The sequence below is a fragment of the Halobacterium noricense genome, assembly GCF_021233435.1.
Taxonomy (GTDB): domain Archaea; phylum Halobacteriota; class Halobacteria; order Halobacteriales; family Halobacteriaceae; genus Halobacterium; species Halobacterium noricense.
In genome coordinates this window covers 2,305,174-2,327,354 of record NZ_CP089468.1, presented here as the reverse complement: position 1 = coordinate 2,327,354, position 22,181 = coordinate 2,305,174, and the positions used below count along the sequence as shown (strand labels likewise).

The window sequence follows — 22,181 nt, the reverse complement described above, 5'->3', positions numbered from 1 at the left end:
GGGAGCCGCTACAGCCGGTCGAGAATCGCGTCGCCGACCTGTTCTGTGGTAGCGTCGCCGCCGAGGTCGGACGTCCGCGGACCGTCCGCGAGCACGCCTTCGACGGCGTCGCGGACGCGCTGGCCGTCCGCGTCGTAGCCGAGGAACTCCAGCAGCATCGCCGCCGACAGCACGGTCGCGCCGGGGTTGGCGACGCCCTCGCCAGCGATGTCCGGCGCGGTGCCGTGGACGGGCTCGAACAGCCCGCGCTCCTCGCCGACGTTCGCCGAGGGCAGCAGGCCGAGGCCGCCGACGAGGCCGGCTGCGAGGTCCGAGAGCACGTCGCCCGCGAGATTCGGACAGACGACCACGTCGTAGTCGTCGGGGTACAGCGGCAGCCGCGTCGCGAACGCGTCCATCAGCTCCTCGTCGGTCGCGACGCCCTGCTCGTCGGCCACGGAGAGCACGCCGTCGCGGAAGCGGCTGTCCGTCTTCCGCATCACGTTCGCCTTGTGGACGACCGTGAAACCGTCAGTCCCGTCGGGGCCGCGGCCCGCCTCGACGAAGTCGCAGGCGAACTCCGCGAGCCGCCGGGACGCCGACGACGTGACGACGCGCGTGAGCGTCGAGAGGTCGTCGTTGAGGTCGTCCTCGTGGCCCGCGTAGACGCCCTCCGTGTTCTCCCGGAGGAACACCACGTCGGTCTCCGGGCGGAGCGCGTCCACACCGGGGTACGCGCGGGCGGGACGGATGTTGACGAACGACTCGACCGCCGAGCGCAGCGGCAGGATGACGTCCGCGGCCGTCTCGCCGGCCGCGCCGAACAGCGTCGCGTCCGCGGCTTCGACGGCCGCTCGCGTCTCCGCCGGGAGGGCGGTCCCGGTCTCCTCTTTCACCGCGTCGCCGGCGTCGGCGTGCACGAAGTCGAAGTCCCCGACTGCGTCGAGGACGTCCACGGCGACGGGCACGACTTCCTGCCCGATACCGTCGCCGGGGATGACCGCAATCTCCTCAGACATCCGTGTAGGGGAGACTTTCGGCGGTTTCGCGCACGGTGTCGGCGTTCGCGCCCATCAGCGCGGTCGTGTCCCAGACGCCGTCGACGAGCGCGCGCCGCTGCGCGTCGTCGACCTCCGCGTCGACGACCGTGTCGCCGTACCGGACTTCCTCGTTCACGACGTCGACCTCGATTTCCTCGTCGGGGTGCTCGTCGATGAAGTCCTGGAGGGCTTCGACGTCCTCCTGAGACGCGGTGACGGTGGGGATGCCGAGCGCGAGGCAGTTCCCCGCGAAAATCTCGGCGAACGACTCGCCGACGATGGCGTCGATGCCCCAGCGCATCAGCGCCTGCGGCGCGTGCTCGCGGGAGGAGCCACAGCCGAAGTTCGAATTCACCGTCAGGACGGACGCGCCCTGGAAGTGGTCCTCGTTGAACGGGTGCTCTTTGGGGTTGTCCGCTTCGACGGCTCCGCCGTCTCCGTCTCGCGACTCCTCCGGAGTCGCGCTGTCGAACCTGACGTCGAAGAACGCGAACTCGCCGAGGCCGTCGAACGTGACGACCTTCATGAAGCGCGCGGGGATAATCTGGTCCGTGTCGATGTCGTTCCCGCGAACGGGAACGCCCGTCCCGGAGACGTGCTTGACGGTATCGGCAGGCCCGGAATCGCCGCTCATGCGCGCACCTCCTCGAAGCGCTCCAGTTCACGCACGTCCGTGACCTCGCCGGTCACGGCGGCTGCGGCGACCATCGGCGGGCTCATCAGGACGGTGCGGCCGTCCTTCGAGCCCTGCCGGCCGACGAAGTTCCGGTTCGACGACGACGCACACCGCTCGTCGCCGACCAACTGGTCCTCGTTCATGCCCAGACACATCGAACAGCCCGCGCTGCGCCAGTCGAAGCCGGCTTCCTCGAACACTTCGTCGAGGCCCTCGGCTTCGGCGGCGGCTTTGACGCGCTGGCTGCCCGGGACGACCATCGCGCGCACGGAGTCGTGGACCTCGTGGCCCTTCACGACCTCCGCGGCCTCCCGGAGGTCCGGCAGGCGCGCGTTCGTACAGCTCCCCAGGAACGCCACGTCGATGGGGTAGCCCGCCATCGTGTCGCCGGGCTCGACGTCCATGTGTTCCTGCGCGGCGCGTGCGCTGTCCTCCTTGTCCGCGGGCAGGTCCTCGGGCGCGGGAATTTCCTCGGAAATGCCGATGCCCTGGCCGGGCGTCGTCCCCCACGTGACCGTGGGTTCGAGGTCGTCGCCGTCGATTTCCACGACGTCGTCGTACTCGGCGTCCGCGTCCGACGCGATGGACTCCCAGTAGCGTTTGAGCTCCGCGAACTCCTCGCCGTCGGGGACGCGGTCGCGGCCTTCCAGGTACTCGTAGGTGGTCTCGTCGGGGTTGACGTAGCCCGCGCGAGCACCGCCCTCGATGGACATGTTGCAGATGCTCATGCGGCCCGCCATGTCCATGTCGCGGATGGCCTCGCCGCCGTACTCGTAGACGTAGCCGACGCCGCCGTCGGTGCCCAGCTTCCGGATGACCTGGAGGATGACGTCCTTCGGCGTCACGCCGTCGTCGAGTTCGCCGGTGACCTCGATGCGACGCACCTGCTGTTTCTCCATGGCGACGCAGCCGGTCGCCAGCACGTCCCGAATCTGGGACGTCCCGATGCCGAACGCGAGCGCGCCGAACGCGCCGTGGGTCGCCGTGTGGGAGTCCCCACAGACGATGGTCATCCCGGGCTGGGTGAGCCCCTGCTCCGGGCCGACCACGTGCACGATGCCCTGCCGGCCGGTCGTCGGGTCGGCGAAGTCGATGTTCGCCGCGTGCACGTTCTCTTCGAGTTCGCTCATCATCTCCTCGGCCGCGTCGTCGCTGTACGGGCGCGACTGGTCGGCCGTCGGCACGATGTGGTCGACGGTCGCGTACGTGCGCTCGGGGTACGCGACGTCGAGGTCGCGCTCTTTGAGCATCCCGAACGCCTGCGGGCTCGTCACCTCGTGGATGAGGTGGAGGCCGACGAACAGCTGGGACTGTCCGGTCGGCAGTTCGGTCACTTCGTGTCGGTCCCAGACCTTGTCGTAGAGCGTGTTCTCACTCATCGCGTCCGTCCTCGTCCGCTACGGGCTCGCCGCCGCGCTCCCAGACGGGGTTGGCACCCGCGTCCTCGGCCGGCGGCGTCTGGTCGACGTCTTTCATCGTCTGTTCTTCGGCCGCGCGCTTCCCTCCGTCTGCGGCAACCACGGGGCCACGTCGGAACACCGAGCCGACGCCGTCGGGCGCCTCGGGGTTGCGCTGGCTGACGTCCGCGAGCGTCTGCTCAGTCATCCGCGGACACCTCCGGCTCCTGCCCGATGTCGGCTTCGTCGTCGGCCCACGAGAACAGTTCGCGGAGGCGTTCGCCGACCGCCTCGATTTCGTGGTTCTGCTCGGCCTGCCGGCGCTGGCGGTACGACGGCCGGCCCGCCTGGTTCTCCGCGATCCACTCGCGAGCGAACTCGCCGTTCTGGACCGCTTCGAGGGCGTCCTCCATGTTCTCGCGGACGTGCTCGTCGATGATTTCGTCGCCGCGCGTGAGGCCGCCGAACTCCGCAGTGTCCGAAACCGAATCCCACATCTCGGAGTTCCCGCCCTCGTACATCAGGTCCACGATGAGTTTGAGCTCGTTCAGCACTTCGAAGTACGCCATCTCGGGGCTGTAGCCGGCGTCCACGAGCGTCTCGTAACCGGTCTTGACGAGGCTCGTGACGCCGCCACAGAGGACGGCCTGCTCGCCGAACAGGTCGGTCTCGGTCTCCTCGCGGAACGTCGTCTCCACGACGCCCGCGCGAGCGCAGCCGATGCCGTCGGCGTACGCCAGCGCCTCCTGCTGGGCGTCGCCCGTGGCGTCCTGGTAGACGGCCAGCAGCGCCGGGGTGCCCTGGCCAGCTTCGTAGTTCCGACGCACGAGGTGGCCGGGGGACTTCGGTGCAATCATCGTCACGTCGACGTCCTCCGGCGGTTCGATCTGGCCGTAGTGGATGTTGAACCCGTGCGCGAACTGGAGCGTGTCGCCGGCGTCCAGTTCCGGCTCGATGGCCTCGAACACGGACGGCTGCACGGTGTCGGGGACGAGCACGGAGACGACGTCCGCCTCGCGTGCGGCCTGCTTCGGGGTCTCGACGCGCAGGCCGTCGGCTTTCGCCGCGGACCGCGACGACGAGTCCTCGCGGAGGCCGACGACGACGTCGACCCCGCTGTCGTCCAGGTTCTGGGCGTGCGCGTGGCCCTGGCTGCCGTACCCGAGTACGGCGACGGTCTTGTCGTCGACGTAGCGGCGGTCGACGTCCGATTCGTGGTACACTGGCTGCGTGAAGTCTGCGTCTTCTGCTGTCATTTGAGGTGGTCTGGAACGACTGCTGTCTTGGTCTCGCCACGCGCCAGCGCCGTCTGCCCGGTCCGGGCGATCTCCCGGATGCCGAACTGCCGGTAGGCGTCGATGGCGTCGTTTATCTTCTGTTCGTCGCCGGTCAACTCGACGGTAATCGTCCGCGGGCCGGCGTCGAGAGTCTTCCCGTTGTACATCTCCGTGATGGCGTGGACCTCGTGGGGGCGGTCGGCGTCGACTTTCACCACCACGAGCTCGCGGGTCACCGCGTCGGTTTCGAGTTCGCGGACGTGGATAACCGGGACGACCTTCTCTAACTGCTTCTCGACCTGGTCGATGCCGGGGTCGGGCTCCTCGACGACGACTGTGATGCGCGCCCAGTCGTCGTTCTGGGTGTCCGCGACGGTCAGCGATTCGATGTTGAACTGCCGCCGGCTGAACAGCCCGGAGACGCGCGCGAGCACGCCCGGCTCGTGTTCGACGAGCGCGGAGATGACGGTGCGCCGCGGTGGGTGCTCGGCCTCCGCTTCGGGGTCGATGCGGATGCCCTGTGAGCTCCGCCGTCCCTTCGGCCGACGGCGGTCTTCGGGCGCTGGTCCCGGCAGTCCGTCTCGTTCGGTGTTTCGTTCACTCATAGGTGCTCCTCCGAGAGCGCGAACTGGCCGTTGTCGCCGCCCGAGGGAACCATCGGGTAGACGTCCTCGGTCGGGTCGATGTAGACGTCGACCACGGCGGGACCGTCGGTGGCGAGCGCTTCCTCGATGACGTCGGGGGCGTCGTCGTACCCCTCGATGCGGAAGCCGTCCGCACCGAACGCCTCCGCGAACGTGTCGAACTTCGGCACCCACGGGTACTCCGAGGCCATCCGGCGGCCTTCGAAGAACGCGTCCTGCCACTGGCGGACCATCCCGATGGCCTCGTTGTTCAACACGAAGACGGTGATGTCCATCTGCTCGCGCACCGCGACGATGAGTTCCTGACACGTCATCAGGAACGAGCCGTCGCCGTCGAAGCAGACGACGGACTGGTCGTCGTCAGCGGCGACGCGCGCGCCGATGGCCGACGGCAGCCCGTACCCCATCGCGCCGAGGCCGTGGGAGGACACCCACGTCCGCGGCTCCGTGTACGTCCAGAACTGGCAGGCCCACATCTGGTGCTGGCCGACGCCGGTCGTGACGACGGTGTCGTCGGCGGTCGCCTCGTCGACGGCCTCGACGACGTACTGGGGTTTCAGCGGCTCGTCCTCGGGTGCCGCGTAGTCGAGGCGGTACTCCTGTTGCCACTCGCGGCACTGCTCGACCCACTCGCCGGTCTCGGGCGAGCCCGGCATCGCCTCGTCCAACTGGTCGAGGACGGTGCCGGCGTCGCCGATCAGTGGGTGGTCGGCTTCGATGTTCTTCGAAATCTCGGCGGGGTCGATGTCGACGTGGACGACCTCCGCGTCCGGCGCGAACGAGTCGACGCCGCCCGTGAGGCGGTCGTCGAAGCGCGTGCCGACCGCCAGCAGGCAGTCGGTCAGCGTGACGGCCATGTTCGCGTAGCCGGTGCCGTGCATCCCCGCCATCTCCATGGCGAGGTCGTGGTTCTCGGGGAACGCGCCGATGCCCGGCATCGTCGTCACGACGGGAATCTCGTGCTCGGTCGCGAACGCGTACAGCTCCTCGGTGGCGTCACCTTTGACGACGCCGCCGCCCGCCAGAATCACGGGCTCGTCGGCGTCCACGATGGTCTGCGCGGCGGCCGCGACGCCCTCGTCGTCGGCGTGCGTCTGCACGTCGACGGTGTCCGGCACCGCGGGCTCGACGGGGTCGACGTCGGTCTCGCCGGTCGTGACGTCCTTCGGCAGGTCGACGACCGTCGGCCCCTGTCGGCCGTGGTTGGCGAGCGCGAACGCCGTGCTCACGTCCTCGCCGACCGTGTCGGGGCTGGACGCGAAGTAGTTCGACTTCGTGATGGGGGTCGTGACGCCGACCGTGTCCGTCTCCTGGAACGCGTCGTTTCCGACGAGGTCGGTCGGCACCTGCCCGGTGAGTGCGACGACGGGCTCGGAGTCCATGTCCGCGTCTGCGAGCCCCGTCACGAGGTTCGTCGCGCCCGGCCCGGACGTCGCCATACAGATGCCGGGGTCGCCGCTGACGGCACCGTAGGCGTCGGCCGCGTGCGCGGCGGCCTGTTCGTGGGCCATCGTGACGTGGTCGAGCTCGGAGTCGTAGAGCGCGTCGTAGACGGGCATGATGGCCCCGCCCTGCACGCCGAACACCGTCTCGACGCCCGCCGTCTCCAGCGACGCGATGACGGACTCCGCGCCCGTCTGTGCCGTGGATTCGGTCGGCTCTCCGTCCTCGGCCGGCTCGTCGGCGGTCGCGTCGTCGGCGTCGCCGGGTTCGGTCACTGCGCCGTGGTCTGTCATCGATACCCCTCCTGCGGTGTCGCGTTCTGTGTGGACTGTGTCATGGCGGATGCTGCGGTGGCTGTCGGTTGTCGGTGAATCCGGTGGGTTCGTGGAGAAGTGGTAGTAGGGGAGCTTACGCCCCTACGATACCGACAATCGCACCGCTGCCCGCGAGAAGACCCGTGTGTGCGGCCTGCGGCAGCATCGTGCTCCGATAAGCGGGCCCGGGTGATAAAGCCGTTGCTGGGGGCGCAATACCTGCCGGACGGCATTACGCCGTCACCTCCTCCGTGGCGCGTTCGATACCGACCTCACCCGCGAACGCGCGGAGGACAGCGTCGGTGACGACTTCGTCATCGCCGGCGTGAGCTTTCACCTTCTTCGTGACCTCGCGTACCTCCTCGTCGGTCGGGTCGTACCCGGCGTCTTCGAGGTGGTCGCGGACGGCGTGTGTGCCCGTGTGCTTCCCGAGCACGACTTCGCGTTCGGCCCCCACCATCTGGGGGGTCATCACACCCGGCTCGAACGTCTCGCTGTTCTCGATGACGCCAGCGGCGTGGATGCCCGACTCGTGGGCGAACGCGTGCGCGCCGACCACGGGCTTGTTCACCGGGACCGGGACCGACGACCGCTCGGAGACCAGCTTCGAGAGCTCCGTGATGGCGGTCGTGTCGATGCCGGTGTCCGCCCCGTAGAGGCTCTCGGCGGCCATCACGACTTCCTCGAAGGCGGCGTTGCCGGCGCGTTCGCCGATACCGTTCACCGACACCTGCATCTGGTGGGCACCGTACTCCACGCCCGTCAGGGCGTTCGCGGTGGCCAGCCCGAAGTCGTCGTGCGTGTGCACGTCGATGTGTGCGTCGGTGTGCTGGCCGACGTACTCGACGAGCTCGCCGAACCGCTTGGGCGTCCCGACGCCGCAGGTGTCCGGGATGTTGATCCAGTCGACGCCGACGTCGTCGACCGCTTCGACGATTTCGGCGAGGAACTGGGGGTCCGTGCGCGTGGCGTCCATCGGCGAGAACATCACTTCGACGTCGGCCGCGGCGGCCTGCTCGACGGCCGCGACCGAGCGTGCGACGACGTCCTCGCGCGTGCTATGCATCGAGTCTTCGATCTGCACGTCGCTCGTGGACGCGAAGACGTGGATCATGTCCACGCCCGCATCCACGGCTGCTTCGACGTCGGACTCCACGACGCGGGCCAGCCCGCACGTGGTAGCCTCTGTCGAAGCCGCGATGTCGGCGACCGCCTCGGCCTCCTGCTCGCTGTTGGCCGGGAACCCGGCCTCGATGACGTCGACGTTCGCGTCGTCGAGCGCGGCCGCTATGGCGCGCTTGTCGTCGTAGCTGAATGAGGTCCGTGGCGTCTGCTCGCCGTCACGCAGCGTGGTGTCGAAGATTCGTACCGTCTCGAATTCGTTACGCTGGGCTAACGTGCCCTGGAAGAACTCGTTCCCCCGGACTTGCACCGGGCGCCTCGTTGTGAGACATCGTACCAGTCTCGCGGAGCCCCGACTATTTACGTGTTTTCCCTCGACAGATACTTGCCCGCGAGAATTCTGCATCATCGTTCCGCCGAAAACACGAGAACCGCACGACTGCAGTACGTCAAAGGTGATATTAGGTACATTACCCACTACATACGCCTGAATGTCCGAACGTCCGAGTCGCCCCCTGCTTCGGGGGTGGAAACCGGACATTCGTGGAGGGGCCGCGGCGTGCGCGCGCTCACCACACCCCTTCGCGGCCTGCGTAACGATTATGATACGTGATTGAAACGTGGTCAGTGTGCAACACCGACAGGCCACACCCAGAACGCATCGACTCCGGACTTGCGGCACCCCTGCGGTGGTCAGATGAGCATCCGCGGCACCATTCGCGGGCTCGCCGAGCGCGCGAACCCGGCGTTCGCCGTCGCCGTCGTCGGCATCCCGCTATTCGCGCTCGTCTACGCAACGACGTTCGCAAACGTCGTCCATCACACGTACGTCCACGTCATGGCCGGCATCCTCTGGACCGGCATCGACGTCTTCATCGCGCTCGTGCTCGGCCCCGTCCTCGGCGGCCTCGACGTCGAACAGCGCGCGAGCGTCTTCCAGCGACTCACCCCGAAGACGTCGTTCCTCCTCCCGTCGCTGTCGGCCGTGACCATCGCCGGCGGCATCACGCTCGCGCTCCGCCTGCCCGGGCTCTTCTCGCACGCCTACGCCTGGCTCGCCATCTTCACGTTCGTCGCGCTCGTCCCGACGCTGCTGCTCGTCGGCTGGGAGTTCGACGCGTTCGGCGACTGGCGCTGGCAGGCGTGGTTCGGCGTCGTCCTCGTCGGCTCCCTCGCGTTCCTCGCCACTACCCTCCCGGATTTCGGGTGGACCGAACCCGTCTTCGTCGTCGCGCTCGCCATCGTCGCCGTCCTCAACGTGCTCGGGTTCGGCGTGCTGATGCCCGGCGAAGTCCGGATGTACCAGCAGATGACCTCCGAGCACCCCGACACCCAGGTCATCGCCGACATCGGCATGCGCAACGCCAAACTCGGCGGCATCCAGGGCGTCTTCCAGCTCGCCGTCGTCGCCACGATGGTGTACATCCGCTACGGCGGCTTCTAGGCTTCGTCGACGGCACTGCAGCGACACCAGCGAACGACGCTTTCTCGAAAGCCCCGGCTGGCTTCGGTCGCGCGGCTCGCTGTGCGCTTCGCTCCCTCACTTCGTTCGGTCGCTGTAGTGCTTACGTCGCCGTGCTTCCCGAAGCCAGCCGCCCCTTTCAGTCCCACCCTGCGGTTGATGGATTGCTGTCGCTGTCGGCCGCCGAGAGAGAAATGAGAAGAACCCAAAACGCTGAGCGGCGACGCCGTCAGTTCCCGCGGCCCTGCAACTTCTCTTCTTCGGGGAGATCGACGTTCGCCTCGCCCTTCATGCCGGAACCGATGTTCGCCGAAATCTCGGCGAGGCGCTGCGGGTCGTCCCAGTTGTTCACGGCGTCGACGATGGCGCGGCCCATCGACTCGGGGTCCTCTGCGCCGAAGATGCCCGAACCCACGAAGATGCCGTCGCACTCGTGGTGCATCATCAAGGCGGCGTCCGCGGGCGTCGCGATGCCGCCCGCCGCGAAGTTCACGACCGGGAGCCGCCCCATCTCGGCGGTCTCGTGGACGAGTTCCGCGGGCGCCTCGATGTCGCGGGCGTAGTGCTCGCGCTCCTCGTAGGTCAGCCCTTCGAGTTCGCGGATGGCGCTCTTGATGGTGCGCTGGTGGTGGACGGCCTGGTTCACGTCGCCGGTGCCGGCCTCGCCCTTCGTGCGAATCATCGCCGCGCCCTCGTCGATGCGCCGGAGCGCCTCGCCGAGGTTGCGCGCGCCGCAGACGAACGGCGACGTGAACTCGCGCTTGTCGATGTGGTACTTGTCGTCGGCGGGCGTCAGCACCTCGGACTCGTCGATCATGTCCACGCCGACGGCCTCCAGAATCTCGGCCTCCTTCGTGTGGCCGATGCGGGACTTCCCCATCACCGGGATGGAGACCGCGTCGATAATCTCCTGGACGTCGGCGGGGTCGGCCATCCGCGCGACGCCACCGCGCTTGCGGATGTCCGCCGGCACCGCTTCCAGGGACATCACGGCGACTGCGCCGGCTTCCTCGGCGATTTTCGCCTGCTCGGCGTTCACCACGTCCATGATGACGCCGCCCTTCTGCATCTTCGCGAACCCGCGTTTCACGAGGTCGCTGCCGCGCCGCAAGTCCTCCAGGTCGGTCTCGGTAGCCATACGAGGGTGTTGCGTGCGCCGCCGCTTAATTGGGTTGGTTGCGGAACGCCCGCCGCGGGCTCGGTCCGTGGCGGCCGCTGCGATGGCAAACGATTAGGGCGACCCCGCCGACGCCCCGGTAATGGCTGACGGAGACGATTCGGACGCGCCACCCGCGCCCGACGCCCAGCACCCCCCGGAGGGGGACACGGACGTGGACCTGGCGTCGCCGGACGCACCCGACCCCGAGGAGTCGGTCCGCGAGGCGATCGAGCGCTCGCGCAGCGGCGCGCCCGCGGTCGGCTCGGTCGTCCGCGACCGCTTCACGTCGAACGAAATCTTCCAGCGCATCATCGCGGCCGCCGACGAGGAAATCACCTCGGGCAGCCGCGAACTGTTCTTCAGCGCGCTCGCGGCCGGCTTCGCGATTACGATTACGTTCATGCTGTACGTCTCGCTGACCGCGACGACGGACGGCGACCCCATCCTGAGCGCGCTGCTGTACCCGCTTGGCTTCATCTACATCATCATCGGCGGCTACCAGCTCTACACCGAGAACACGCTCCCGCCGGTCGCGCTGACGCTGGAACGCCTCGCCAGCATTCCCGCGCTGTTGCGCAACTGGTCGGTCGTGCTCGCGGGGAACTTCCTCGGCGGCGCGCTCGGCGCGGCCGCGCTCGCGTTCGGCGGCGTCATCTCCCCGGAGGCCGCCGAAGTCGCGGTGTACCTCGGCGAGAAGGGCGTCTCGACGCCGTGGTGGAGCCTCTTCTCGAAGGCCGCGTTCGCTGGCCTCGTCGTCGCCGGCGTCGTCTGGGTGGAGTACGCCGCCCGCGACACCATCTCCCGGATGGTCGTCGTCTACATCGCGTTCCTCGCAATTCCGCTCGGCGGCCTCTACCACTCCGTCGTCTCGTTCACGGAGATGACGTACCTGGTCTTCCAGGGGTCGCTGTCCGTCACGACGGGCCTCTGGGAGTTCGTGCTCCCCGTGTTGCTCGGGAACACCATCGGCGGCGTTGTGCTCGTCACCGTAGTCAACTACTTCCAGACGACCGAACACCGGCTCGCGTCCGCGCGCTTCGAGGGCTCCGACCGCCAGCTCTCCATCCGCGAGTGGCTGTTCGGCGGGTTCGTCGGCCGGTCGTACGTTCCCCTCATCGACCACACCAGCGAGGAAGCGCTCGCGGAAGCCGACGAGTACCGCATCGTCGTCCCGATATCGAACCCCCGCACGGAGACCAACCTCGTGGACCTCGCGTGCACGCTCGCCAGTCGGAAGCCCGGCGCGAGCGTCCACGTCGTCCACATCGTCCAGATGCCCGACCGCACGCCGCGGGGCTACCGAGTCGACCAGCACGAGCGCATCGTCGAGGACTCCGACGAACTGATGGCCGACATCCGCGAGCGCGCGGCGGGCTACGACGTCCCCTGCGAGACGTCGACCGTGGTCTCGCACCGCTCGTTCGAGGAACTCTTCGACGTCGCGAAGCGCAAGCGCGCCGACCTCATGGTGATGGGGTGGGGCGACGACCGCCTCTGGTCGAACGGCCGCGCCGAACGCCCGCTTGACGAACTCACGAACCGACTCCCCTCGGACGTTCTCGTGTTCAGGGACCGCGGGCTCGACGCCTCGCGCATCCTGCTCCCGGTCGCGGACAACCCCCACGCCGACCTGAACGCGGAGGTCGCACGAATCCTCCGCCAGACTGCCGGCTCGGAGGTCACGCTCCTCCGGGTCGTCGACAGCCCCGACGACCACGAGGCCGGCGAACAGTTCCTCGCCGACTGGGCGGCCGACCACGGCCTCGAAGACGCGACGTTCCGCGTCGACGACTCCGGCGACGTCGAGTCCGCCATCGCCAACGGGTGCGGCGACCACACGCTGCTGTTGATTGGCGCGACCTCCCAGGGCTTGCTCGCGCGCCTCGCCCAGAACGCCCTCCACTACGACATCGTCCAGGACGTCGACACGTCGATGATTCTCGCGGAGCGCGCGACCGACCGCAGCATCCTCGAACGGCTGTTCGGCCGGTAGCCGGGTCCGGTTTCCGTCAGAGCTATGCGGCGGTCCCGCGACGCCCCGGACATGTCGCTGCCGTCCCGGTCGGACCTCCCGTGGTATCTCGCGCCGCTGCCCGGCTGGCTGGAGGACGTCGCGCTTCGGCTGGCGTGGGTCATCGTCGCTATCAACCTCGCGGGCACCGCGTTCGGGTTCTGGTACTACCGCGTCCAGTTCGAAGCCACGCCGATGCTGGCGTGGCCGGTCGTCCCGGACAGCCCCGTCGCGACGCTGTTCATCGGGCTGTCGCTGGCCGCGTACAAGCTCGACGTCGACGCCGACTGGCTGCACGCGCTAGCCTTCTTCGGCTGCATCAAACTCGGGCTGTGGACGCCGTTCGTCCAGCTCGTCGTGAACGGCCAGGGCGACCTCTGGTGGATCATGTACTGGTTCCTCGTCCTCAGCCACCTCGGGATGGCCGTCGAGGCGTTCGTGATTCACCGCTACGCCAAGTTCTCCGTGGGCGCGGTTGCCGTCGCCGCGGCGTGGCACGGCTTCAACGACGTCGTAGACTACTTCGTCACCGTCGCGGGCGGCCCCCACCACACGCTCCTGCGCGCGGAGGTCGTCGCGGGACTCGGCCACGCGATTCCCGCCCACGACCTCGCCGCGGCCGCCGCGGTCGCGCTCACGCTCCTCGCGACGTTCCTCGCGCTCGCCACGCGCGTGAAGACACTCGAAGCCCGGCTCGCGGACTGAGTTCCTGCCGGCTTTTTCCCGCTCGCCGTCGTCTGTCCGGCCATGTACGACGCGATTGCCGACCTCCCCCTGACAGTCGAGGCCGTCACCCTCGACCGCGTGGAGCGCGAGACGCCCGCGTTCACGCGCGCCACTACGGTTGTCTCGCTCTCCGGGGCCGGCGAGACCGGCCGCGGCGAGGACGTCACCTACGAAGCCGTCCACCACGACGCGCTCCAGAAACACGAGACGGAAACACCCGAGGGCGAAGCGTTCGACCTCGCGGGCGAGTACACACTCGCGGAGTTCTCCACAGTCCTCGACGAGACCGACCTCTGGCCCGTCGACGACCCGGCACGCGAGGCCTTCCAGCACTACCGTCGCTGGGGATTCGAGGCCGCCGCGCTCGACCTCGCGCTCCGGCAGGCGGGCGAGACGCTCGCCGACCGCCTCGATCGGACGCTCGACCCGGTTCGATTCGTCGTCAGCAGCCGCCTCCCCGAAGGCGACACGTCGCGCGTGGCGGCGCTGTTCGACCGCTACCCGGACGCCGAACTCAAACTCGACCCGACGGGCGAGTGGCCCGACGAGACGTTCGAGTACCTCGCCGACACCGCCGCCGTCCGCGTGCTCGACCTGAAGGGCCACTACGAGGGCACCGACGTCGACCAAGCCCCGGACCCCGACCTCTACGAGCGCGTCTTCGAGACGTTCCCCGACGCCACCGTCGAGGACCCCGCGGTCACGGACGCCACGCGCGAGGTCGTCGCCGACCACGCCGACCGCGTCGCGTGGGATGCCCCGATTCACGGCCTCGACGACGTGCTCGACACGCCGTTCGACGTGCGCTGGCTGAACGTCAAACCCTCCCGGTTCGGCACGCTCGAATCCCTCTTCGAGACGCTCGACTGGGCGTTCGAGCACGACGTTGCGCTCTACGGCGGCGGCCAGTTCGAACTCTCGGTCGGCCGCGGCCAGATTCAGGAACTCGCCGGCCTCTTCTACCCCGCCGGCCCGAACGACGTCGCGCCCGGCGCCTACAACGACCCCGAACTCCCCGAAGAACCACCGAAGAGCCCGATTGCCCCGCCAGAGGACCACACTGGATTCGGACTGTAGCAGCCGAGTCGCCGGTAGCCTGGCGGTCGCCGGGAGAGCACAGCTCTCCCGAGCCCTCGGAAATCTCCGATTTCCGGCGGATCGAAAGGGCGAGGCGCGCTCGCGCTTGCCTGGTCGTCTCGCGACGTAAGCACTGCAGTGAGCGCAGCGAACGAAGCGCGCGGCGAGCGAACGACCGCGAGCGGGCCGAGGGCTTTCAGTGAGTAGCGAAGAAGCAGTTAGCAGCGTGCTCAACCAGACGCACCGTTCGACCTAGTCGTCGTTTTGGTGAGCGCGAACCCAGAGTTCGCCGATGCGCGAGAGCCGCGTCCGATACGACTTCCCGTGTTCCTCACGTTCAACATAGCCCTTGCCGCCGGGGCCGAGTTTGTCGACGGTGTAGGTGACTTTCGACCGGAAGCTGTCGGTGTACTCCTCGTTGAGTTCGGCGGCGAGGGTCTTCGCGAGGTCGCTGACGGAGTCGAACTCGCCGTGTTCGCCGAGCGTGAACAGGATGAGCTCCTCGAAGGGTTTGACGTTCGAGAAGGAGGCCACGGGGAGTTCGACGACGTGGCTGCCGTCGATTTCCTTCGCGCCGATGGTGGTGCCGCGTTCGTCGAACTCCGCGAGCAGGTCGCGGGCGTCGTCGAGTTGGTCGCGGACGTCGCTCTCGTCGACGTCGCCGTCCGCGACGGCTTCGAGGAGGTCCGCGCTCGCGCGCAGTTCCTCCGCGAGTTCGGTTTCGAGGTACTTCTCGGGGGCGGTGTAGTAGGTGTGGATGCGTTCACGGTCCTCGGGGCGCTCGACCATGATGGAGTGGGCGGCGATGGCGAACGCGAACGAGACGGTGCGGGGCATCGACGCGATGTTCACCCAGACTTCGCCCTCGGGGTCGGCGTCGAGTTCGTCCTCGATGAGGTCGAACGCCTGCTCGAAGGCGGCGTCGTAGTCGTAGACGTCCACGACGGAGACGCGCTCGGTCTCGGCACCGAGGAGGTTCCGGAAGTCGTCTTCGAGTTTCTGGGAGATGCGCTGGCTGTACTCGACGTTCGCCTCGCTGCCGACCGCACCCTCCAGGAGGACGACGCGGTCGACGGAGAGCTGTTCGCGCACGAGCGGCGCGATGAGCCGGTCGTAGTCGAAGCCGACCGGGACGACGTGCGTCTGCATGCACGAGTCTTGGGGAATCCCGCTGAAAAGGCTACCGTGGCGGCCTCCGCAGGCACGTCCACGGCGGGGTGTACTTACTTCCCGGACGACGCCGATGCGACGAGCATGGAATCCGGTCGCGCTCGCGCCGTCGCTGGCACGGCACTCGTCGGTGGCGGCGTGCTCACGGTGCTGGGCTTCGTCACCGCGGAAGTGTTCTACCCCGGATACAGTGCGGCCGACCAGACGATAAGCGCGCTCGGCGCGGCGGGCGCGCCGCCGGCGTCGCAGGCGGTGTTCAACGCGACGATGGTCGTCGCTGGCCTGCTGGTAGTGTTCGCCACGTTCGCGCTCCGCGAAGTATACGACCGACCGCTGTTCCCGGGCATCTTCGCGGTCGCGGGCGTCGGCGTCGTTGGGGTCGGCGTGTTTCCGTCTCAGACTGGTGCCCCTCACTTCGTCGCCGCGACCGTCGCGTTCGCCGGCCTCGGCCTCAGCGCGCTCGCGGGCGCAGCGACTGTTCGTGGACCGCTGCGGTACGTCTCCATCGTGCTCGGCGTCGCGGAGTTGGTCGCGTTCGTCGCGTTCGTGTCGCTGGGCGGCGGGACGCCGCTCGGAATTGGTGGGTTAGAGCGCTGGGTCGCGTACCTCGGGCTGGCGTGGGTGCTCGCGTTCGGCGGCTACCTGCTCGGCGGCCTCGACTCCCGATAGCGCGCTCGTTGGGCGACCGTCAGCGGTTTCTTCGGCTCGCGCCAACACGCGGCCATGAGCAAGTGGTTGTCGTCGGGGCTGCGCCGCGACGTCTGCGTGGTCGTCGCCAGCGAGGGCGACCCCACCCAGCAGTCGGTCAAGCGCGCAATCGAGCGGAAGAACGACGAGCGCATCCGGCCGAAGCGGTTCAACGGCGCGGTCAACAAGCTCGAAGACGCGGGATTCGTCGAGCGCGAGCGCGACGGCGTCCACGACCGCCTCCTGCTGACCGAGGCGGGCGAGCGACGCTTTCGCGAGCACCGCGAGTGGGTCGCCGAGCGCCTCGCGGACTGGTAGTCAGTCCGCCGCTTCGAAGTAGACGCTCGTGTCCTCGCTGGTGGCCTGCGCGGTCACCGCGGAGACACCGACCGTGAGCACGAGCCCGATAGCCATGCCGACGACCGAAGGGAGCCAGCCCCAGTAGGCGTCCGCGAACACGGGGACGCCGGCGACGTACACCGTTGGGCCGAACACCGTCACGAGGTAGAACAACTGGCTACCGCCGATGCCCGCGAGCATCCCCGAGCGGGTCGTGTTGCGCCAGTAGAGCGCGACGCCGACCGGGAGCGCGAGCTGGGCGAATCCGCCGAACGCGGTCTCCCCGATGGAGACGAGCGTGCCGGGCGTGAACAGGCTCGCGACGAACGTCGCCGACGCGAAGACCACGACGCCGATTCGCCCCAGCTTGTTCTCGTAGCCCTCGCTGGCGTCGGCGTTCACGAACGGCCGGTAGAGGTCGCGCGTGAAGTACGACGCCCCCGAGAGCAGCATCGAGTCCGAGGAACTCATCATCGCGGCGAGCGCACCAGCGACGACGAGCGCGGCGAACCAGCTCGGCGTGTATTCGGCGAGCAGCACCGGGAGGATGTTCCCGCCGTCGGGCATCGCGAGGCCGACGCCCTGGGCCCACGACCCGAGCAGGAACGCCGGGACGAACAGGAGCACGACCAGCACGGGCCACAGCGCGAACGTGCGCTTGAGCACTTTCTCGGACTTCCCGACGAAGAAGCGCTGGTTCACCTGCGGGAACATCGTCACGCCGAACGCGATGCCGACGGCCTGGGAGAGCATCCACTGCGGCGAGTAGACGCCGCCGCCGAGCGCGCGGAACTCCGTCGGCATCGCGGCGCCGATGCCACCGGGTTCGGCGGCGAGCGCGCTCGCAATCCACGCGAACGCCAGCCACACCATCGACAGCATGAACACGCCCTGCAGGGTGTCCGTCCACGCGACGCCGCGCATCCCCGAGAGTACGACGTACGCAATCATGAACAGCGTGATGAAGCCCGCGCCCGCCCAGTACGGAACCGTCCCGTTCGTGAGCGCTTCGAGCGCGGTGCCGGCACCGACCTGCTGGAGCATCACGTACGGGAACAGCCAGAAGATGCTGACGCCCGCGACCAGCCCCCGGAGGGTCTTCGAGCCGAAGCGGTCGCCGAGCATCTCGCCGAGCGTGACGTAGCCGTGCGCGCGGCCGAGCAGCCACTGGCGGTAGCCCAGCAGGTACCACAGGAGGCCGAAGAGGACGCCGTCCATCAGCCCCATCACGAGAATCCACTCCGGCCCCGCGGAGAACGCGGTGTTCGGGCCGCCGAAGAACGTGAACGCCGAGAGGAGGGTGGCGAACGTCGTGAACAGCAACACGCCGGTGCCGAGCCCGCGGCCCGCGAGGTAGTAGTCCTCGGCGGTGCGGTCGGTGACGCGGTACGCGACCGCGCCGACCGCGAGCGCGACCAGCATGTACGCCACGACGATGCTGATTTCGAGCAGTGCGCTCATTTCGCCACCCCCGCGAACGTCCCCCAGTCGCGGCGCGCGAACGCGGCGAACGCCGCCGCGGTGACGACCATCCAGCCGACGTGCCACCACACCCAGACGGGCAGCCCGGCGACCATCGAGGCGTCGTTCCACAGGAACCACGGAATGGCGAGTGCGACGAGGACGACGAAGACGGTTCCCCAACCGAGTGCCGAACGTGCGGGCATGTTACTGCTATGTGTCTACCTATCCGGGTTAAATGTTGCTAAAACCCTCTGAACATCATTCCATAGAAAATTTTTCTCCTATCAGTGCACGTGTCTCGTCATACTCTCGACGAGGGCGGTTCGCCCGGCCGAACGGGCCACCTCCGTCGTCGAAACCCAGTCATTCGCCGACGGACAGCGGGCGTTGGTCGCCGTCGCGACAGCTATTTCCCGCACGCCGCCATACTTCTAAGAGAGCACAATACTGATGGAGGACACCGCGAAGTACCTCATCCACGCGGACTTCGTCGCCGACGGGGTCGTCGAGCGCACCGACGTAGTCGGTGCCGCCTTCGGGCAGACCGAGGGCCTGCTGGGCGACGACCTCGACATCCGTGACCTGCAGGACTCCGCGAAACTCGGCCGCATCGACGTCTCCGTCGACAGCGAGGGCGGCCAGTCCTTCGGTACCATCACCATCGCGTCGAGTCTCGACCGCGTCGAGACGGCGACGCTCGCGGCGGCCCTGGAGGCCGTCGAGCGCATCGGTCCGTGTCGCGCGCAGGTCGAAGTCGAGCGCATCGAGGACGTGCGCGCCGCCAAGCGCCGGGAAATCGTCGACCGTGCGAAGGAGCTCCTCGCGTCGGCGTTCGACGAGGGCGCTATCGACTCCGAGGACATTCTCCGCGAGGTCCGCGAGAGCGTCCGCGTCGAGGACGTCACCGAGTACGAGGGCCTGCCCGCGGGCCCACACGTCGCCACCAGCGACGCCGTCCTCGTCGTGGAGGGCCGCGCTGACGTCGTTAACCTCCTCCAGTACGGCATCAAGAACGCCATCGCCGTGGAGGGGACGAATGTCCCCGACGCCGTCGCCGACCTCACGCGCGAGCGCACCGCGACCGCGTTCCTCGACGCCGACCGCGGCGGCGACCTCATCCTCCGGGAACTCCGGCAGGTCGCCGACCTCGACTACGTCGCGCGGCCGCCCGACGGGGAATCCGTCGAAGACCTCTCTCGGGAAGCCGTCGACGTCGCGCTCCGCGAGAAGACCCCCGCTGACTCCGCGACGCTGGTGAGCGCCCCCGAGGGCGATGCGGACGAGTCCGAGGAGACGCAACAGGACGAGCCCACAGTCGCGAACGCGACGCCCAACGACGACGTCGTCGGCGGAACACCGGCGGCCGCCGTCGAATCCGTCACGCCCGACGAGGCGACCGCGGCAACCGACGGCAGCGCGACGCCCGCGCCCGCCTCGGCCTCGTCGACGGCGAGCACGGTGCAGACCGAACCCGAGTCCGCCGCGGAGCCACCCGAACCCGTCTCGAAGACCGTCGGCGACCACGTCGACGAGGTCGTCGGCTCCGGGACCGTCCGGTTGCTGGATGACGACCTCGACGTCCTCGTGGAAGCCGACGCCGACGAGGCGATGGAGACGCTCGATGCCGCGACGACCGTCCCGCGGGTCGTCGTGCTCGACGGCCCCGTCACGCAGCGGCTCCTCGACGTCGCCGCCCAGCGCGGCGTCGCGAAGCTCGTCGGCACCAGCGCTGGCGAGTTCGTCAAACAGCCCGCCGGCGTGCGCGTCCACACCGCCGACGACTACTGATTCTGCAGTAATTAGGCGAGACCGACCAGCAGCGCGAGGGCGCCGCCAGCGATGCCACCGGAGAGCGTCGCGAGGAAGTTCACACCCTGGTTCCCCACGACGTCGCCCTCGATGACCGCGCCGGCGACGCTGTCCGCAGTCATCCCGACGAACCCTGCGGTGACGACGACGCCAGCGCCGACGAGCCCGAACCCGAAGACGGCGACGCAGATGGCGGCGATGAGGCCCGCGCCTGCGAGCCCCGCGAGTTCGCCCTGCCACGTCACCGCGCCGTCGGTCCCGGGTTCGACGCGTTCGAACGTCGTCACGAGCCGCGGCGTATCGAAGAGCCCGCCGACCTCGCTGGAGAGCGTGTCCGCCAGCGCGGTGGCGACGGCACCCGCGTAGGCGAACTGGTACGCGAGGTCCGACAGCGGCACGTGGGCGTGCGCGGCGTACAACAGGAGCGCGACTAGCGCGGCCGCGGAGTTTCCGAGCACGTTCCCGGTGCCGCGAGCACCCTCGTTGTCCTCGGCGACGCCGCGTTCGAGCTTCTGGTCGTAGCGGAACTTCGTCGTGAGGCTGCCGATGGCGAAGAACGCGATGAGCACCACGAACCAGCCGTAGTCGCCGAGCACGACCGCCAACAGGCCGAGGAGCACGCCCGTCAGCATCCCGGCGACCGACGTCGCGTCCAGCGCGTAGGAGACGTAGCCGAACGCGGAGGTGACGACGAGCGCGACGACGACGCGCTCCCACGCGGTCGCCGCCGAGACGTCGGCGAACGGTGCGAGTACGGCGAACAGCCACAGGAGGAGCGCGACCGTCACGAGCACGACCGGGTCGTCACGGCCGATAAACACCGACCGCAGAATCCCGGCGGCGAGCGCGCCGCTCGCCGCGAGGAACACGTGCGTCGGGGTGACGACCGGCTGGCCGGCGAGCGCCGCGACGACGCCCTGTCCGGCCAGCGCAGCGAGCGCGCCCAGCACGACGAAGCCGACCATCGAGATCGCGCGGCTCTCCCGGGCAGCGAGTACGAGCCGTCGCCCGAGGTCGCCGTAGCCGACGACGAGCACGCTCGCGACGAACACGCCCACCGGCACCTCGAACAGCGGCACGAGCAGGCCGAGACCGGCGGCTGCGAGCGAGAAGCCGACGAGCGTCCACAGCCGTCCCTCGCGGCGGTCGCGCGGCGTCGAGAACACCTCGAATAGCCAGCCCTCGGGGACGACGGCGGCTGCCGCGGCGACGAGCACGAACGGGGCGGCCGCTGCCCGGCCGAGCAACGGCGCGAGCAGCGAGAGCGACGCCACGAGCGCGAACGCCGCGGCGCGCCGGAGACTCCAGTTCACGTCCGTCGTGGGTTACCCGGGACCGTACTTAACTTCCCCGAACCGGGAACCGCGACACCCGCTACCCGCCGGGAAAAGGGTCGCCACGCCCACAGACCCGCAAGGTTTTGGGCCGCGACGGCGGATGCGACGGTGTGGGCCTCTACGACCGCTACCTCGCGCTCCGCGTGCGTCGCCACGACGCCGACGCGCCCGACCACGTCGCGCTCGTCATCACGGAGCGCGACCTCCTCGAAGCCGGCGCGTACGACACGCTTGCGGACTTCTTCGGGTGGGCGTTCGACTACGGTGCCGACCGCGTCACCGTCTACGTGAGCGTCCTCGACGAGGCCGCCGTCCCGACGCTCGAACGCGAACTCGCGCGCGTCTCCGCCCCCCGAGAAGTCGCCGCTCGCGGGCCGGACGACGACCAGCGCGCGGACGCCCCGATTCAGGTGAGCGTCGGCCACGGCGGCAAACAGGAGTTCGCGACCGCCGTCCGGAACGTCGCGGAAGCCGTCGACAGCGGCGAGATGGACCCCGAGGACGTCGACGAGGACGTCGTCGAGTCCGAACTCGTCTTTCCCGAGGAGCCCGACCTCGTCATCAAGACCGGCGCCGAGCGCCTCTCCGATTTCATGATTTGGCAGTCCGTCTACTCGGAACTCTACTTCACGGACGTCAACTGGCGGGACTTCCGCAAGCGCGACTACCTGCGCGCGGTGCTGGACTACGAGAACCGGCAGCGGCGGTTCGGTCGCTAGACCGAAGCACGGAAATCTCCGATTTCCGGCTGTTCGGCCAACGTCGTAACGGAGTTCCCGCCGGTGTACTCGGCCGAAGACGCGCTCTCGACCGCGATTCGGCACACAAGGACTAATGTGGCGAGGTACGTAGCCCGATTCGAGAGGAATCACGATGTCTGACGGAGACCCCTGCGAGACGCCACGAGAGATGCTCTCCGACGACCTAGAGACCGAGTTCGTGGACTCTGCCGAGGAGGTGGAGCGCCGTATCGCGGCAGACCTCCGTGCCGAGCGTGCGACTGGTGGCACGGACGACACGGCTCCGGACGGCGGACGGGAGGAGTAAG

22 protein-coding genes are annotated in these 22,181 nt (G+C 68.7%); 9 read left to right on the top strand and 13 right to left on the bottom strand.

All coding sequences use genetic code 11. The features are described 5' to 3' along the window. Nucleotides 1-8 precede the first annotated feature (8 nt). The 8 genes from LT974_RS12415 to LT974_RS12380 form a co-directional block, all read right to left on the bottom strand. Entirely contained in the window at nucleotides 9-998 is a 990-nt protein-coding gene (locus LT974_RS12415; RefSeq protein ID WP_232587952.1) for an isocitrate/isopropylmalate family dehydrogenase, read from the bottom strand. Beyond that, nucleotides 991-1,653 (bottom strand): 3-isopropylmalate dehydratase small subunit, encoded by a 663-nt coding sequence (gene leuD / locus LT974_RS12410; RefSeq protein ID WP_232587951.1) that lies wholly within the window; start codon nucleotides 1,651-1,653, stop codon nucleotides 991-993. Before leuD ends, LT974_RS12415 begins: the two co-directional genes overlap by 8 nt. Continuing rightward, nucleotides 1,650-3,074, bottom strand: a complete 1,425-nt coding sequence (leuC, locus tag LT974_RS12405; RefSeq protein WP_232587950.1) for a 3-isopropylmalate dehydratase large subunit — start codon at nucleotides 3,072-3,074, stop codon at nucleotides 1,650-1,652. The genes leuD and leuC overlap by 4 nt, the downstream gene beginning before the upstream one ends. Beyond that, nucleotides 3,067-3,300 (bottom strand): hypothetical protein, encoded by a 234-nt coding sequence (locus LT974_RS12400; protein ID WP_232587949.1) that lies wholly within the window; start codon nucleotides 3,298-3,300, stop codon nucleotides 3,067-3,069. Before LT974_RS12400 ends, leuC begins: the two co-directional genes overlap by 8 nt. Beyond that, nucleotides 3,293-4,348, bottom strand: coding sequence for a ketol-acid reductoisomerase (ilvC, locus tag LT974_RS12395; protein ID WP_232587948.1), 1,056 nt, complete (start codon nucleotides 4,346-4,348; stop codon nucleotides 3,293-3,295). The genes LT974_RS12400 and ilvC overlap by 8 nt, the downstream gene beginning before the upstream one ends. Then, the gene (gene ilvN / locus LT974_RS12390; protein WP_232587947.1) at nucleotides 4,345-4,974 is read right to left on the bottom strand and encodes an acetolactate synthase small subunit; all 630 of its coding nucleotides are present in this window, start codon (nucleotides 4,972-4,974) and stop codon (nucleotides 4,345-4,347) included. Before ilvN ends, ilvC begins: the two co-directional genes overlap by 4 nt. Continuing rightward, nucleotides 4,971-6,749 carry a biosynthetic-type acetolactate synthase large subunit gene (gene ilvB, locus LT974_RS12385; protein WP_232587946.1) on the bottom strand — a complete coding sequence of 593 codons (1,779 nt, stop codon included), beginning with the start codon at nucleotides 6,747-6,749 and terminating at the stop codon, nucleotides 4,971-4,973. The genes ilvN and ilvB overlap by 4 nt, the downstream gene beginning before the upstream one ends. A 253-nt stretch (nucleotides 6,750-7,002) precedes the next feature. Beyond that, entirely contained in the window at nucleotides 7,003-8,202 is a 1,200-nt protein-coding gene (locus LT974_RS12380; RefSeq protein ID WP_232587945.1) for a LeuA family protein, read from the bottom strand. A gap of 387 nt (nucleotides 8,203-8,589) precedes the next feature. Between LT974_RS12380 and LT974_RS12375 the strand changes: the two genes are divergently transcribed. After that, nucleotides 8,590-9,336 carry a hypothetical protein gene (locus tag LT974_RS12375; RefSeq protein ID WP_232587944.1) on the top strand — a complete coding sequence of 249 codons (747 nt, stop codon included), beginning with the start codon at nucleotides 8,590-8,592 and terminating at the stop codon, nucleotides 9,334-9,336. Between the two features lie 247 nt (nucleotides 9,337-9,583). Here the strand turns inward: LT974_RS12375 and pdxS are convergent, their stop codons facing one another. Then, nucleotides 9,584-10,492: a pyridoxal 5'-phosphate synthase lyase subunit PdxS gene (gene pdxS, locus LT974_RS12370; RefSeq protein ID WP_232587943.1), complete on the bottom strand. Its 909-nt coding sequence runs from the start codon at nucleotides 10,490-10,492 to the stop codon at nucleotides 9,584-9,586. Nucleotides 10,493-10,613: 121 nt separating this feature from the next. On the opposite strand from pdxS, the gene LT974_RS12365 reads away from it, so the two are divergent. Genes LT974_RS12365 through LT974_RS12355 form a run of 3 tightly spaced genes read left to right on the top strand, consistent with a single transcriptional unit; the run spans nucleotide 10,614 to nucleotide 14,327 of the window. Next, a complete protein-coding gene (locus tag LT974_RS12365; RefSeq protein WP_408611686.1) occupies nucleotides 10,614-12,506 on the top strand; it encodes a formate/nitrite transporter family protein in 1,893 nt (630 codons plus the stop codon). A gap of 51 nt (nucleotides 12,507-12,557) precedes the next feature. Next, nucleotides 12,558-13,229 (top strand): DUF1405 domain-containing protein, encoded by a 672-nt coding sequence (locus LT974_RS12360; RefSeq protein WP_232587942.1) that lies wholly within the window; start codon nucleotides 12,558-12,560, stop codon nucleotides 13,227-13,229. 42 nt (nucleotides 13,230-13,271) lie between these two features. Beyond that, complete coding sequence (locus tag LT974_RS12355; RefSeq protein WP_232587941.1) at nucleotides 13,272-14,327, top strand: hypothetical protein; 1,056 nt, start codon at nucleotides 13,272-13,274, stop codon at nucleotides 14,325-14,327. Nucleotides 14,328-14,579: 252 nt separating this feature from the next. Here the strand turns inward: LT974_RS12355 and LT974_RS12350 are convergent, their stop codons facing one another. Next, complete coding sequence (locus LT974_RS12350; protein ID WP_230889227.1) at nucleotides 14,580-15,476, bottom strand: HFX_2341 family transcriptional regulator; 897 nt, start codon at nucleotides 15,474-15,476, stop codon at nucleotides 14,580-14,582. A 36-nt stretch (nucleotides 15,477-15,512) separates the two neighbouring features. On the opposite strand from LT974_RS12350, the gene LT974_RS12345 reads away from it, so the two are divergent. Next, entirely contained in the window at nucleotides 15,513-16,166 is a 654-nt protein-coding gene (locus LT974_RS12345) for a DUF998 domain-containing protein (protein ID WP_232587940.1), read from the top strand. Between the two features lie 54 nt (nucleotides 16,167-16,220). Further along, nucleotides 16,221-16,502, top strand: coding sequence for a PadR family transcriptional regulator (locus tag LT974_RS12340; RefSeq protein WP_232587939.1), 282 nt, complete (start codon nucleotides 16,221-16,223; stop codon nucleotides 16,500-16,502). Here LT974_RS12340 and LT974_RS12335 read toward each other — a convergent pair whose 3' ends face one another. Beyond that, entirely contained in the window at nucleotides 16,503-17,984 is a 1,482-nt protein-coding gene (locus tag LT974_RS12335) for a sodium:solute symporter family protein (RefSeq protein ID WP_232587938.1), read from the bottom strand. After that, a complete protein-coding gene (locus LT974_RS12330) occupies nucleotides 17,981-18,190 on the bottom strand; it encodes a DUF3311 domain-containing protein (protein ID WP_232587937.1) in 210 nt (69 codons plus the stop codon). The genes LT974_RS12335 and LT974_RS12330 overlap by 4 nt, the downstream gene beginning before the upstream one ends. A gap of 247 nt (nucleotides 18,191-18,437) precedes the next feature. On the opposite strand from LT974_RS12330, the gene dnaG reads away from it, so the two are divergent. Next, the gene (dnaG, locus tag LT974_RS12325; protein WP_232587936.1) at nucleotides 18,438-19,775 is read left to right on the top strand and encodes a DNA primase DnaG; all 1,338 of its coding nucleotides are present in this window, start codon (nucleotides 18,438-18,440) and stop codon (nucleotides 19,773-19,775) included. Between the two features lie 11 nt (nucleotides 19,776-19,786). Here the strand turns inward: dnaG and LT974_RS12320 are convergent, their stop codons facing one another. Further along, nucleotides 19,787-21,109 (bottom strand): DUF92 domain-containing protein, encoded by a 1,323-nt coding sequence (locus LT974_RS12320; protein ID WP_232587935.1) that lies wholly within the window; start codon nucleotides 21,107-21,109, stop codon nucleotides 19,787-19,789. 134 nt (nucleotides 21,110-21,243) lie between these two features. On the opposite strand from LT974_RS12320, the gene LT974_RS12315 reads away from it, so the two are divergent. Beyond that, the gene (locus tag LT974_RS12315) at nucleotides 21,244-21,852 is read left to right on the top strand and encodes an undecaprenyl diphosphate synthase family protein (protein ID WP_232587934.1); all 609 of its coding nucleotides are present in this window, start codon (nucleotides 21,244-21,246) and stop codon (nucleotides 21,850-21,852) included. 154 nt (nucleotides 21,853-22,006) lie between these two features. Next, complete coding sequence (locus LT974_RS12310) at nucleotides 22,007-22,180, top strand: hypothetical protein (RefSeq protein WP_232587933.1); 174 nt, start codon at nucleotides 22,007-22,009, stop codon at nucleotides 22,178-22,180. Nucleotide 22,181: the final 1 nt, after the last annotated feature.

Bases quoted from the DNA above. Each gene is read 5' to 3' on its own strand.
- LT974_RS12310 (WP_232587933.1), top strand. From the start codon at position 22,007: ATGTCTGACGGAGACCCCTGCGAGACGCCACGAGAGATGCTCTCCGAC.
- ilvB (WP_232587946.1), bottom strand. From the start codon at position 6,749: ATGACAGACCACGGCGCAGTGACCGAACCCGGCGACGCCGACGACGCG.
- LT974_RS12400 (WP_232587949.1), bottom strand. From the start codon at position 3,300: ATGACTGAGCAGACGCTCGCGGACGTCAGCCAGCGCAACCCCGAGGCG.
- leuC (WP_232587950.1), bottom strand. From the start codon at position 3,074: ATGAGTGAGAACACGCTCTACGACAAGGTCTGGGACCGACACGAAGTG.
- LT974_RS12340 (WP_232587939.1), top strand. From the start codon at position 16,221: ATGAGCAAGTGGTTGTCGTCGGGGCTGCGCCGCGACGTCTGCGTGGTC.
- LT974_RS12335 (WP_232587938.1), bottom strand. From the start codon at position 17,984: ATGAGCGCACTGCTCGAAATCAGCATCGTCGTGGCGTACATGCTGGTC.
- LT974_RS12360 (WP_232587942.1), top strand. From the start codon at position 12,558: ATGTCGCTGCCGTCCCGGTCGGACCTCCCGTGGTATCTCGCGCCGCTG.
- ilvC (WP_232587948.1), bottom strand. From the start codon at position 4,348: ATGACAGCAGAAGACGCAGACTTCACGCAGCCAGTGTACCACGAATCG.
- leuD (WP_232587951.1), bottom strand. From the start codon at position 1,653: ATGAGCGGCGATTCCGGGCCTGCCGATACCGTCAAGCACGTCTCCGGG.
- LT974_RS12350 (WP_230889227.1), bottom strand. From the start codon at position 15,476: ATGCAGACGCACGTCGTCCCGGTCGGCTTCGACTACGACCGGCTCATC.
- LT974_RS12330 (WP_232587937.1), bottom strand. From the start codon at position 18,190: ATGCCCGCACGTTCGGCACTCGGTTGGGGAACCGTCTTCGTCGTCCTC.
- LT974_RS12375 (WP_232587944.1), top strand. From the start codon at position 8,590: ATGAGCATCCGCGGCACCATTCGCGGGCTCGCCGAGCGCGCGAACCCG.
- ilvN (WP_232587947.1), bottom strand. From the start codon at position 4,974: ATGAGTGAACGAAACACCGAACGAGACGGACTGCCGGGACCAGCGCCC.
- dnaG (WP_232587936.1), top strand. From the start codon at position 18,438: ATGGAGGACACCGCGAAGTACCTCATCCACGCGGACTTCGTCGCCGAC.
- LT974_RS12415 (WP_232587952.1), bottom strand. From the start codon at position 998: ATGTCTGAGGAGATTGCGGTCATCCCCGGCGACGGTATCGGGCAGGAA.
- pdxS (WP_232587943.1), bottom strand. From the start codon at position 10,492: ATGGCTACCGAGACCGACCTGGAGGACTTGCGGCGCGGCAGCGACCTC.
- LT974_RS12365 (WP_408611686.1), top strand. From the start codon at position 10,614: ATGGCTGACGGAGACGATTCGGACGCGCCACCCGCGCCCGACGCCCAG.
- LT974_RS12355 (WP_232587941.1), top strand. From the start codon at position 13,272: ATGTACGACGCGATTGCCGACCTCCCCCTGACAGTCGAGGCCGTCACC.